Raw genomic sequence first — 12270 nt, 5'->3', positions numbered from 1 at the left:
CAGGCGCCCGGGGCGCGACGGCCCGCCTTTCGAAAGGTGGCGGAACATGACGCTTCACCTTGCCGGACAGATCGTCGCACGACCGAACCTGCACCGTCCGTTACGGTCTTTCCGGGGGATCATGCGGGGTATGAGCGAGCGTCGCACACGCGTGTATGACCGTGACCATGTCCGTGACTTCTTCGCCGCGCGGGCGGCGGACTGGGACCGGAGGTTCCCCGACGACGGGCCCGCCTTCGCCGCCGCCGTGGCCGTGATGGGGCTGCGGCCGGGCGACCGGGTGCTGGACGCGGGCTGCGGCACGGGCCGCGCCCTGCCGGCGCTGCGGGAGGCGGTGGGGCCGACGGGAGTGGTGCTGGGCGTGGACCTCACCGAGGCGATGCTGCGGGAGGCGGTGCGGTCCGGGCGTGACCGGGACGGGGCCCTGCTGCTGGCCGACGCGGCCGCTCCTCCGCTGCGGGCGGCCTCGCTGGACGCGGTGTTCGCGGCGGGACTGGTGGCTCATCTGCCCGCGCCGGGGCGGGATCTGGCGGCGCTGGGGCGGGCGGTGCGGCCCGGGGGCGTGCTGGCTCTCTTCCACCCCGTGGGGCGTGCGGCGCTGGCGGCACGGCAGGGGCGTGAGCTGACCGCCAACGACCTGCGGGCCTTGCCCAACCTCCGGCCGCTGCTCGCGGCGGCGGGGTGGCGGCTGACCGCGTACGTCGACGAGCCCTCGCGCTTCCTCGCGCTGGCGGTGCGGGAGGCGGTGCCGGAAGGGCCCGACGCCCTCTACTGATCGGGCCGCTCCGTGCCTACGTTGGTGGCGGAAGACCGAACGCCAGGCAACGTCACGGACAAACCCGGAAGAAGGTGGTCCGCAGTGTTCGGCAAGCTGCGCACGGTGCTCACCCGGCTGACCCGCCCCACCGTTCCCGCCCCCGGGGCGCCGGGGCCGCGGCCCCGCACCCACAACCTGTTCGACGCGGCCGCCGCCTACGTCGCGGCCTCGGCGACGGACGACGAGGACGCGATGGACGAGGCGGCCTCGTGGGTCTCCCCCGAGGCGCTGTCGTTCGGGGTGAACGAACTCGCGTGCCGGGCGGTGCTCACTCTCTCCAGGGAGCGCGGGGTGAGCCCCGACGCGATGGCCCGGGAGCTGCTCGGCCTCCCCGGGCCCCGGCCCTGACCCCGGCGGCTCTCCCTGGTGACAAGGCTGCCGCCGCCGGTCTAGGGTGCGCCGACGACCTGTGACGAAGGAGGCTGCCGGCATGGCCGGAACGGATGGGTCCGCCGTCGGCGCGAAGGGCGTGCGGGACGGGGCCGTGGAGGCGGTCGCGGCCGGAGCGGCGGGCGGCGCGGCGGACGACGACGCGCTCTCCGTGCTGACCGCCGTCCTGCTCACGCCCGGGCGGTTCCCCGGCGTCCTGGGCGACGACTATCCGCAGGCCTGTGCCGCGCTGCGGCTGGAACCGACGCTCGGCGGGTACGGCCTGGTGTTCGGTCAGGACGGCGACGGCGCGCGCTGGACCGTGGTCGTCGACGACGTCCCGCTGGTCGCCACGGCCATCGCCTCGTGGGACTGCGGCATGGAGTACGACCTCTCCCCCGACGAACGGTCCATGGTGGTCGCCCTGCCGGGGTGGCCGCTGTCGGTGGCCGTGAAGGCACCGGGCCTGCCCGAGCCGCACGACCCGGACCCCGCCGAGGCCGGGCCCGCCCTGGTCCCGCCGGACACCACGGTGTGGGGGCCGGCCCAGCGGCGTCTGGGCGCCGACGAGATCGCGGCGCACTGGGCCCACTGGCGGACCCAGCTGGGCGATGCGGATTTCGCGGTGGCCCAGGGGACCGACGGTGCGGGGTCGACGGTGGGGGGCGCTCCCTCCCGTCCGGGCGTGCGCCGGGTCCTCGGGGAGGCCCGCGCCTACCTCGGCTCGCCTCCCCCGCTCGGCCGGATACGCACGTTCCTCGCCGACGGTGACGCGCGCACCGTGCGGGCCGACGGGCCGGGGTGGTCGCTGGTCGCCCGGACCGACGACATCGCGTTCCTGCTGCTGGACGACGAACCGGGGGAGATCATCCCGGTGGGCCGCGGGCCGGAGCTGCCCACCTTGCTGATGGGCCTCGCCGATCTCGCCGTGGTCCCCGTCTGACACCGGCTCCCGCCCCCAAACCGGAGGTCGCACCCGACCGAAGGCCTCGACCGACGGCCCCGACCGGTCCGGGCCCCACCACTCGGCCACGCCGCCCGGCCGAAGGCCGCCACTCGGCCGGGACCCCGGCCGGACCGGCTCCCACCGCTCGATCGCAACTCCCCGGCGCGGCGAGGCCGCCAACCGCCCGCAGAGCCCGGCCGGACCCGAGACCCCCAGCCCGACCGGAAGGCACCGCCCTGCCGGGGGGGCCAGAAGCGGCCGCCCGGCAGGGAGCCACCCCTCGGGCGGCGGCCGGGTCCGGACCGGGCCACGTCCCTCGGCCGAACGACCCAGCGCCCTGTCCTCCGCCCAGTCCGGTCCGTCCGGCCGTCCGAACCGTCCGGCAGCCCACGCTCTCCGGACCGTCCGGCTCGGGGACCCGCCGCCCCCGCCGACCGGCCGGCTCGCCCGCCCCGGTCCTCCCCCGCGGCGCCCCGGCCCATGCGGACACCCGCACCCCGAACCCTGCCGAGGCCGGCCTCGCCGCCGCGCCCGCCGCCGGACGGCGTCACACCGGCCGACCGCGCTCCGTCCCGCGGGCGGCCGGGCCTCGTGAGGGGGGCGACGGGAGGTCCAGCCGCCTCCCCCGCGGCAGGACACCGACACATGTGGCACCCCTCCACGCACCCTCGCCCATCACTGGTGCCCCACCACATGGTTGACGGCCCGTCGGCCCACCACGATGAGGCAGCCCGCGGCTCCGCCGTGACGTGCCGCAGCCGCATCCCGGCGCGCCACATCCGGCACCCGGCCACGCGCCGCCCGCACCGTTCCGCTCTCTCAGCCTCTGGAGGCCGTTCATGCGTCTGTCCCCAGGTGTGCCCTGGGTCGCCGCGACCCTGCTGGCCGTGACCGCACTCGGCGCCTCGCCCGCCGCCGCCGGCACCTCCGCGCAGGCCGGCGCCTCGGGTCACTGCGCCCGCCATGACCTCCTCAAGGTGCCCGCCGCGGACCACCAGGAGAACGCCTGCCTCCCCGACCTGACCACCACGGGCCTGGCCGGCACCCCGTACACCGACATGGCCGACCAGGCGGGCCTGACGTCCGTCGCGACCCGCAAGCCCTCCGGCGTGCCGGGCGTGCAGATCGACGGCTACTTCCCCGACACCTCCTCCTTCAACACCACCCACGGCTGGAACCACGACGCCCAGTTCGTGATCCGGCTGCCCGACGACTGGAACGGCGGCCTGGTGGTCGCCGGCGCTCCCGGCACGCGCAAGCAGTACGCGTCGGACACCGCCATCTCCGACCACGTGCTGTCCCTGGGCTACGCCTACGCCGCCACCGACAAGGGCAACAGCACGCCGGACTTCTACAGGGACGGCAGGCGTCCCGGCGACGCGATCGTCGAGTGGAACGACCGGGTCACCCAGCTCACCCGGGCCGCCAGGGCGACGGTCGCCCAGCGGTACGGCACCGCCCCGCGGCGGACCTACGTCACCGGCATCTCCAACGGCGGCTACCTCACCCGCTGGCAGCTGGAGAACCACCCCGAGCTGTACGACGGCGGCGTGGACTGGGAGGGCACACTGTGGACCGCGGACGGCCCCAACATGTTCACCTCCCTGCCGACGACGATCGCGCACACGCGCGGTGAGGCCGACGACCAGGACCTGTACGCGGCCGGCTTCGCCCGCGGTTCGGAGTTCCTGTGGCCGTACCACGCCACCGCGTACTGGGGCGTGACGCAGAAGACCTACCGCGCCGAGTTCGACCCGGCGTACGACCGGGCCTGCCCGGGCCCGTCGGCGGGATCCACCGTGGCGGAGATCCTGGCTCCGTGCGCCTCCGACGCCGCCTACGACTACGCCTCGCGTCCGCGGGCCGTGCGCGACGCGGTGAAGCGGGTCTCGCTGACCGGCCGCATCGGCCGTCCGATGATCACGCTCCACGGCGACCTGGACACCCTGCTGCCCAAGGCGGCCGACTCCGACGTGTACGCCCGCATGATCGACAAGGCGGGGCGCGGCGCCCTGCACCGCTACTACGGCATCGAGGGCGGCACCCACGTCGACGGGCTGTACGACACCTACCCCACGGCCCTGCGCCCGATCCTGCCCTGCCACCGCGCCGCCTTCGACGCGCTGACCGCCTGGGTGGAGGACGGCGTCCGTCCGCCGGCCGACCACGACGTGGCACGGCCCGCCGAGGGTGACGTGGTCAACGACTGCTCACTGGACGGCTAGCGCGACCCGGCGGAGGCGGGCCGCCGGAGCCGCCTGTCTCCGCCCCGAGGCCCCGCGGCGCCGTAGCGCCGTAGCGCCGTAGCGCCTCGAGCGGCCCGGGGGCGTACCGGCCGGCGCACCTCGACGGTCCCGGCCCGCGCACCGCGCGCACCGCGCCCGCGCCCGCGGCCCCCGCCGCGCCCGGGCCTCAGCGCCCGATCTGCTTGCGCGACACCTGGCGGAGCCGTCGCCGCTGACCGGGGTCCAGGGCGAAGTAGGCGGCGGGAACCCCGAGCACTATCAGCAGGGACACCCACCACGGCAGCCAGATCAGCAGGACCAGTCCGGCCGCCGTGGCCCCTGCGGCGATCTTCGCGTTCCTCGACATCTTCGGTCGCCTCCTCAGCGGCCCGTTGCCGCTCTCTGTCCAGTGAACGCCATCACGCTCCCGGACGGTTCCTCCGGCGTCCCCCACGCGCCCCCGACCCGTCCCGGAGAAAACCCTGAGACGACGCCCCTTACACCCATCGGCGTCGCGGGGTCACGCCGCAGTCGGGGCCACACCGCAGGTGGAGCCATGCCGCGGACGGGCCCACACCGGCAGACGGGCCCACGCCACCGGCGCAACGCACACCGCCCCGTACCGCGGGAAGCGGTACGGGGCGGTGTGCAGCGGTGCCGGACGCGGCGGAGGTCAGCCGCGGGCGCCGAGCAGGTGCTCCATGGCCAGCTGGTCGAGGCGCTCGAACGCCATGCCACGGGCGGCGGCGGCGTCGACGTCGAACTCCTCGAACGCGGAGCGGTCGGCGAGCAGGCCCTCGACGCCGTCGGCGGCGGTCTGCTGGGCCAGCTCGTCGAGGCGGGAGGCGCGCAGGGCCTCCTGGACCTCCGGGTCGGCGCGGAAGGCCAGCGCGCGCTCCTTGAGCAGGAGGTAGTTGCGCATGTTGCCCGCGGCGGACTCCCAGACGCCGTCGAAGTCCTCGGTCCGCGGCGGCTTGAAGTCGAAGTGCTTCGGGCCGTCGTAGTCGGAGCTCTCCAGCAGGTCGACCAGCCAGAACGCCTGGCGCAGGTCACCGGCGCCGAAGCGGAAGTCCTGGTCGTACTTGATGCCGGACTGGCCGTTGAGGTCGATGTGGAAGAGCTTGCCCGCCCACAGCGCCTGGGCGATGCCGTGCGGGAAGTTCAGACCGGCCATCTGCTCGTGACCGACCTCCGGGTTGAGGCCGACCAGCTCGGGGCGCTCGAGGCGGTCGATGAACGCCAGGGCGTGGCCGATGGTCGGGAGGAGGATGTCGCCGCGGGGCTCGTTCGGCTTGGGCTCGATGGCGAAGCGCAGGTCGTAGCCCTGGGAGACGACGTAGTCACCGAGGAGGTCGAACGCCTCCTTCATGCGGTCGAGGGCGACGCGGACGTCCTTGGCGGCACCGGACTCGGCACCCTCGCGGCCGCCCCAGGCGACGTAGGTGGTGGCGCCCAGCTCGACGGCGAGGTCGATGTTGCGGATGACCTTGCGCAGCGCGTAGCGGCGGATGTCGCGGTCGTTGGCGGTGAAGCCGCCGTCCTTGAAGACCGGGTGGGTGAAGAGGTTGGTGGTGGCCATCGGCACCTTCATGCCGGTGGCGTCCAGTGCCCCGCGGAAGCGCTTGACGATGGCCTCACGCTCGGCGTCGGAGGAGCCGAAAGGTATCAGGTCGTCGTCGTGGAAGGTCACGCCGTGGGCGCCGAGCTCGGCGAGACGCTGCACGGTCTCGACCGGGTCCAGGGCGGGACGGGTGGCGTCGCCGAACGGGTCCTTGCCCTGCCAGCCGACGGTCCAAAGACCAAAGGTGAACTTGTCCTCGGGGGTGGGCTGGATGCTCATGGGGTGGCTCCTTGCTTGAGGTCGACTATTTCGTCAGGCCGGTTTACAAATTAGTATGCATTGACGTCGCTGGGAAGAGACAACCTGGGGCTTCCGCCCGCAAAGGGGTCCGGACCGGCGACCGAACGAGGGACCGCGGCCCCAAGGTCGCGAGTACCACCGTCCACCAGGCAGAATCCGCATGTCGCGGAACCACAGGGAGAGCCCGATGTCAGCCAGCGAGGGTACGTACGTCGTCGGTGTGGATTCGTCCACCCAGTCCACCAAGGCGCTGGTCGTCGACGTCGCCACCGGGCGCGTCGTGGCGAGCGGCCAGGCCAAGCACACCGTCACCGGCGGCGACCGCCGTGAGAGCGACCCGCGGCAGTGGTGGGACGCGCTGTGCGCGGCGCTGGAGCAGTGCGGCGACGTGGTCCGCGAGGCCAAGGCGATATCGGTCGGCGGCCAGCAGCACGGCCTGGTGACCCTGGACGCCGACGGCGACCCTGTCCGCCCCGCGATGCTGTGGAACGACGTCCGCTCGGCGCCGCAGACCCGCCGGCTGATCGAGGAGCTCGGCGGCCCGGAGGCGTGGGCCGAGCGCACCGGCTCGGTGCCCAGCACGTCGTTCACGGTGACCAAGTGGGCCTGGCTGATGGAGCACGAGCCGGAGGCCGCCGCCCGCGTCGCCGCCGTGCGCCTCCCTCACGACTACCTGACCGAGCGCCTGACGGGCGAGGGCACCACCGACCGCGGCGACGCCTCCGGCACCGGCTGGTGGGCGTCCGCGACGGAGGAGTACGACGCCAAGACCCTCGAGCACATCGGTCTGGACGCCGCGCTGCTCCCCCGCGTCGTCCGCCCCGGCGAGGCCGCGGGCACGGTCCGTTCCGGCCTGCCGCTGGCCGAGGGCGTGCTGGTCGCCCCCGGCACGGGTGACAACGCCGCCGCCGCGCTCGGCCTGGGCGTGCGTCCGGGCACCCCGGTGATGAGCCTGGGCACCTCCGGCGTCGTCTACGCGGTGACCGGGCGCCGTCCGGCCGACCCGACGGGCACGGTGGCGGGCTTCGCCGCGGCCAACGACGGCTGGCTGCCGCTGGCCTGCACCCTGAACTGCACCCTGGCCGTCGACCGCATGGCCGAGCTGCTCGGCCTCGACCGGCAGGCCGTCGAGCCCGGCTCCGGCGTGACGATGCTGCCGTACCTGGACGGCGAGCGGACCCCTGCCCTGCCGCACGCCTCCGGCCTGATCCACGGCCTGCGCCACGACACCACGCCGGGTCAGCTGCTGCAGGCGGCCTACGACGGCGCGGTGCACTCGCTGCTGGCCGCGCTCGACCTGGTCCTGGACGAGGACGCGGACCGCACCTCGCCGCTGCTGCTGATCGGCGGCGGCGCGCGCGGCGACGCCTGGCGCAACACCGTGCGCCGCCTCTCCGGCCGCCCGGTGCAGATCCCGCAGGCCCAGGAGCTGGTGGCGCTGGGCGCCGCCGCCCAGGCCGCGGGCCTGCTCACCGGCGAGGACCCGGCGGCCGTCGCCCGTCGCTGGAACACCGCGGAGGGCCCGGTGCTGGACGCCGTGGAGCGGGACGACGCCGCGCTGGAGCGGATCGGCTCGGTGCTCTCCGCCGCGACGCCGCTGCTGGACCGGCCCTGACCCGGCCCGCGCGGTTCCCCGCCGGGACCGCGCGGACGGCAGCCAGGGGTTGACGACCGCCCGGCCCCGCGGATCCGCGGGGCCGGGCCCAGGAAGAGGTATGACCGCACGCAAGCAGCTCCCCGACACCCAGGCCGGCATGCGCCGCCGCAACCTCGCCCGCGTGATGCACACCGTGCGGGACGAGGGGCCGCTCTCCCGCGCCGCGGTGGCCTCGCACATCGGTCTGACCAGGGCCGCCGTCTCCACACTGGTCGACGACCTGGTGCGGTGGGGTCTGCTGGAGGAGCTGGGGCCGGAGCGCAACGGCTCGACGGGGCGCGGACGTCCCGGCTCGGCGCTCGCGGTGAGCGCGCACGGGCCGGCCGGCATCGGCGCCGAGGTGGGGGTCGACCACCTGGCGGTGTGCGCGGTCGACCTGCGCGGCGAGGTCCGCGCCCGGGCGGTCCGCTACGGACCCAACCGGGGGCGGGCACCGGAGTCGGCCCTGGAGGAACTCGGCGCTCTGGTCCGCCATGTGGTGGCCGAGGCCGAGGGCGCGGGGCTGTGGGCCGCGGGGCTGACGGTCGCGGTGCCGGGTCTGGTGGCGCGCGACGCCCGGACGGTGGTCCGCGCCCCCAACCTGGGCTGGCACCGCACCGACCTGGGCGCACTGCTGTCCTGCGGGCTGGAGCCGACCGTCGACAACGAGGCCAACCTCGGCGGCCTGGCCGAGCTGTGGCTCGGCAAGGACACCCCGCCCGACTTCCTGCACGTCTCCGCGGAGATCGGCATCGGTGCCGCCCTGGTGGTGGACGGCCGGCTGCTGCGCGGTGTGCGGGGGTTCGCGGGCGAGCTCGGCCATGTGCCGGTGCGCCCGGACGGGCCGCCGTGCGGCTGTGGCGGCATCGGGTGCCTGGAGCAGTACGCCGGTGAGGACGCGGTGCTGCGCAAGGTCGGACTCGACCCGGGCGAGGGCCGCGTCGGCCTGCTCGCCGAACGCGCCGCGGCGGGCGACGAGGCCGTGCGCGCCGCGCTGCACGACGCGGGGACGGCGCTGGGGATCGCGCTGACCGGCGCCGTGAACCTGCTCGACCCGCAGGCCGTGGTGCTGGGCGGCGAGCTGTCGGCGCTCGCGCCGTGGGTGCTGCCGTCGCTGCGGGCGGAGCTGTCCGGGCGGACGGCCGGGCGGTCCTGCGAGGTGTCGGTCTCCCGGCTGGGCCCCGAGGGGCCGCTGCTGGGGGCCGCGCACTCGGTCATCCGCGGCGTCCTGGACGACCCCGCCTCGGTGGCGGAACGCGAGGACGCCTGAGCGCCCGCGGTCACCGGCAGGTGTCCTGCGTGTCCCCGGCCCGCGTCCGCGCGGCCGGGGCGCACGGCACCTTTGAAGTCAGCAGAACCAGCCGTTCTGCACCCAGCCCCGGCGGTTGATGTCTCCGTAGGCGAAGCCGTACACCCACTCGCCCCCGGCCTGTTCGACCAGGAAGGTCTGGCCCCGGTACAGCGTTCCCGTCCAGGCTCCGTGCGGCGCGGAGGTCCGCACGAAGAGGTCCTGGGCGCAGACCGTCTCCCGTACGCCCGCCCTGCCGTCGGCGGCGGCCGCGGGGCCCGTGGTCACCGCGGCCGTCCCGGCGAGGGCCAGGACCAGGGCGGCGAGCCTGCCGGTACGCGTCATGGGGTGCCCTCCGTGTCGTCCATGCCGTCCATGCCCTCCGTGTCGTCCGTGTCGTCCGGTCGCGTGGTCACCAGGAGCCGAACCCGCCCAGGCACTCCTGCCTGACGTAGCCCCAGTCGTTGGGCCCGAAGTCGAACGTGGCCGCCCAGCCGTTGTGGACCGGGTGGGCGCCACGGGTGTGACCGACCTTGTCCCCGCGCGGAAGGACCCGCTTCAGGCCGGCCGGGCCCGAGGAACTGTCGTAGTTGGCGTAGAAGCTCGCGCTGTCGCAGACGATGACCGCGTGCTCCGGAACCGTGGGCGCCGCCTGCCCGGCGCCGGTGGCACCCAGCAGGAGGAGACCGGCCACGGACAGGACGAGACCCGCCCGAGAAGACGTGTTCATGACAGACGTCACAGTCATGACAGGCATGATGACGCACTTCGCGCCGGAAGTCAGCACCCCGACCGCACCACCGCACACGGCGGACGCGGCACACGAGGACGACCCGGACGAGCACACGACGAGGGCGCGCGCGAGGGGCGGCCCCGCCGTGCGGAGCCGCCCCTCGGTCTGTGCGTCCCGGTGCGTCCTAGCGCTCCTCGCGGAACAGGACGTGCTCCCGCGCCACCGGGTCGTACTTGCGCAGGACCATCCGGTCCGGGTCGCTGAGCCGGTTCTTCCTCGTCACGTACGTGACGCCGGTGCCGGCCGTGGACCTCAGCTTCACCACGGGACGCGCGGTACTACGTGCCATGGGACCTCCTTCCGATCTGGCCATGTCAACAGCACGGGCGGCGTCGGCATTCCCGCCCCTCCACTGTCGGAGGCATGGGCCATGATCGGGACCATGAACCGGACGACCAGCGCCCACCACCCCCCGGCACCCCGGGAATGGCCGCGTCACGAGATGTCCGCCGCCCTCGCCGGCCTCGTCACCGGGTCGGGCATGTGGCAGGAGGACGCGTTCGCCGGTGTCGCACGCACCGCGGCGTTCCTCGACGGGACCTGGACCCCCGGCCCCGGCGCGGACGGCCCCCGGCCGGCCGGCGACGGCTCCTGGACCCGCTTCATAGGCCGCACGGACGCCGTCGCGCTGCGCGCGGCGGCTCCCTCCACCCGGCCCCGTCACCGTGAGGTCCTGCTCGACTTCCTGGAGATGTGGGCCGCGACGCCCTTCGCGGACCCGGACCGCCACTTCAGGGTGGGCAGCCTCCAGGGGACGGACCGCCCCTTCGGGGTCCGTGACGAGCGGGGCGCCGCCACGAGCGTGTACTGGCCCGTCGACGGCCGGCAACGGTTCCTGGAGGCGCGGACGGCCGACGACCCCGGCCCCGCGCTGCCGGGCTCGGTGATCCACTCGACGCGGACGCGCCGAGGTCGGTACACCCGTGAACGGCTCCTGGCGCTGGTCGCCGCGGTTCGCGAGCGCGGGCCGATGCCGTGGGACCCGGCCGCCGTGACCGGTCTCGCCCGGGCCACCGGGCTGAGCCGGGCCATGGCCGCCCTGTTGCTGGCGGGCGCACCGGTGCCCTTCCGTTTCGACGCCGCGGAACGCGAGGTGCTGGGACTGGGGGCGGCCGAGGCCGACGACGGCCTGCAGGAGGTGCGCGGCCTCACGGAGGCGGACCTGATCGCGCTGCTGGCCGACGTCCTGCCCGACGACCCCGCCGATCTGTGGCGGCCCGCCGGCCCGCGGGACGTCGCCGCACGCCTGGCCCGGAGCTGGTCGGACCGGCACGGGGCGTGGCCGCAGGCGTCCGAGACAGCGTGGCAGGCCGCGCTGCCGCTGGACCGGCGCATACCGGCGGCGGACCTGTGCCGTCTCCTCCTCGACCCCGCCCGGCTGCCCCCGGCGGGCGGCATCGGCGTCAACCCCCGCTGGCTGGAGCCCGAGCACCGCCGCCTCCCCACGATCTGGGACGTCCGGAACTGGGGCGACGCCGAGCTGCTGCTCGACACGTTGCTCACCGCCGTGCCGTGGGCCTACGCGGAACTGCCCGCGGGCGACGCGGTGCGCGGTGGCGCCCCGGAGCTGGTCCGGTTCCTGCGCGGGGCGCTGTCCCGCGCGGACTCCCCGGGCCGCCTGCTGCGGGAGGGCCTGGCGCAGGGAACGCGGCACGCGGAGGAACGGCAGTGGCTGACCGGCGGGGCGTGCGATCGGATGATGGCACGGATCACCTCCGGCGCCCTGCCCGAGGGCGCGTACGAGACCGATCCGCGCGCGAGCGCGCCCGAGGTCGTCTCGCGGGCCGCCGGGCACCTGGGGGTGTCCGGGGACGCGGCCGCCCTGTACCTGCAACTGCTCACCCTCCCCTCCCCCACCGACCGGCACGTGCGCCGGTGGAACGGCTGGACCACCCGGCAGCACCGCGACGCCGCCGCCGAGCTGGCCGGCCGGGGCCTGGTGGTCCGCGACCGGCGGGCCCGGGCGGGCCGTGACGTCTTCCTGCCCGGCGCCTGGATGCCGAGCGGCAGGCCCCGGCGCGGCCTCAAGCCCCCGCCGCCGCTGGAGGGCTGGAAGGTTCCGCTGCTGGGCGCCCTGCTGGGCCACGACGGGAAGGTGACGGACCTGCCGCCCTTCCCCGACACCCTGCCCGCACTCTTCGCGCGGGCCTGGCGCCTGGTGCGCGACGGCGACGGACCGGAGCCGGCGCCCTGACGCACCCGTGCCGGGCGCGCTCCTCACCCGCGGCGCGGGCGGGCTCCTCACCGGCGACGCCGGGCGGGGTCGTCACCGGCGGCGCGGGCGGGCTCCTCACCGGCGGCGCCGGGCGGTCTCCGCCGAATCCCCGCGGCGCGA

Annotated in this window: 12 protein-coding genes; 7 read left to right on the top strand and 5 right to left on the bottom strand. The window is 75.4% G+C overall.

What is annotated here, in order from left to right:
- The first annotated feature begins 121 nt into the window (after positions 1-121).
- The 4 genes from GBN72_RS15645 (at position 122) to GBN72_RS15630 (ending at position 4357) form a co-directional block, all read left to right on the top strand.
- On the top strand, positions 122-775 hold the full coding sequence (locus GBN72_RS15645; protein ID WP_151772668.1) for a class I SAM-dependent methyltransferase: 654 nt from the start codon (positions 122-124) through the stop codon (positions 773-775).
- A 105-nt stretch (positions 776-880) separates the two neighbouring features.
- Positions 881-1165 (top strand): hypothetical protein, encoded by a 285-nt coding sequence (locus tag GBN72_RS15640; protein WP_151772667.1) that lies wholly within the window; start codon positions 881-883, stop codon positions 1163-1165.
- An 82-nt stretch (positions 1166-1247) separates the two neighbouring features.
- On the top strand, positions 1248-2129 hold the full coding sequence (locus tag GBN72_RS15635) for a hypothetical protein (RefSeq protein WP_246212520.1): 882 nt from the start codon (positions 1248-1250) through the stop codon (positions 2127-2129).
- Positions 2130-2971: 842 nt separating this feature from the next.
- Complete coding sequence (locus GBN72_RS15630) at positions 2972-4357, top strand: tannase/feruloyl esterase family alpha/beta hydrolase (RefSeq protein WP_151772395.1); 1386 nt, start codon at positions 2972-2974, stop codon at positions 4355-4357.
- A gap of 187 nt (positions 4358-4544) precedes the next feature.
- Here the strand turns inward: GBN72_RS15630 and GBN72_RS15625 are convergent, their stop codons facing one another.
- Together GBN72_RS15625 and xylA are read right to left on the bottom strand one after the other, a co-directional pair.
- On the bottom strand, positions 4545-4724 hold the full coding sequence (locus GBN72_RS15625) for a tail-anchor membrane protein (RefSeq protein WP_151772394.1): 180 nt from the start codon (positions 4722-4724) through the stop codon (positions 4545-4547).
- A 306-nt stretch (positions 4725-5030) separates the two neighbouring features.
- Positions 5031-6197 (bottom strand): xylose isomerase, encoded by a 1167-nt coding sequence (gene xylA / locus GBN72_RS15620; RefSeq protein ID WP_151772393.1) that lies wholly within the window; start codon positions 6195-6197, stop codon positions 5031-5033.
- Positions 6198-6405: 208 nt separating this feature from the next.
- Between xylA and xylB the strand changes: the two genes are divergently transcribed.
- Both xylB and GBN72_RS15610 read left to right on the top strand, forming a co-directional pair.
- Entirely contained in the window at positions 6406-7833 is a 1428-nt protein-coding gene (gene xylB, locus GBN72_RS15615) for a xylulokinase (RefSeq protein ID WP_151772392.1), read from the top strand.
- 100 nt (positions 7834-7933) lie between these two features.
- Positions 7934-9124 carry an ROK family transcriptional regulator gene (locus tag GBN72_RS15610; RefSeq protein WP_151772391.1) on the top strand — a complete coding sequence of 397 codons (1191 nt, stop codon included), beginning with the start codon at positions 7934-7936 and terminating at the stop codon, positions 9122-9124.
- Positions 9125-9202: 78 nt separating this feature from the next.
- On the opposite strand, the gene GBN72_RS15605 is transcribed toward GBN72_RS15610, so the two are convergent.
- From GBN72_RS15605 to rpmG, 3 genes are all read right to left on the bottom strand, one after another.
- Positions 9203-9487: a hypothetical protein gene (locus GBN72_RS15605; protein ID WP_174887142.1), complete on the bottom strand. Its 285-nt coding sequence runs from the start codon at positions 9485-9487 to the stop codon at positions 9203-9205.
- Positions 9488-9554: 67 nt separating this feature from the next.
- The gene (locus GBN72_RS15600) at positions 9555-9890 is read right to left on the bottom strand and encodes a hypothetical protein (protein WP_151772390.1); all 336 of its coding nucleotides are present in this window, start codon (positions 9888-9890) and stop codon (positions 9555-9557) included.
- Positions 9891-10059: 169 nt separating this feature from the next.
- A complete protein-coding gene (gene rpmG, locus GBN72_RS15595; RefSeq protein ID WP_151772389.1) occupies positions 10060-10224 on the bottom strand; it encodes a 50S ribosomal protein L33 in 165 nt (54 codons plus the stop codon).
- 93 nt (positions 10225-10317) lie between these two features.
- Between rpmG and GBN72_RS15590 the strand changes: the two genes are divergently transcribed.
- On the top strand, positions 10318-12129 hold the full coding sequence (locus GBN72_RS15590) for a hypothetical protein (RefSeq protein WP_151772388.1): 1812 nt from the start codon (positions 10318-10320) through the stop codon (positions 12127-12129).
- Positions 12130-12270: the final 141 nt, after the last annotated feature.

This window comes from Streptomyces abyssomicinicus, assembly GCF_008974245.1.
GTDB lineage: Bacteria > Actinomycetota > Actinomycetes > Streptomycetales > Streptomycetaceae > Streptomyces > Streptomyces abyssomicinicus.
Note: the sequence above shows the minus strand (reverse complement) of the source record. Positions and strands in the feature narration are given on the sequence as shown.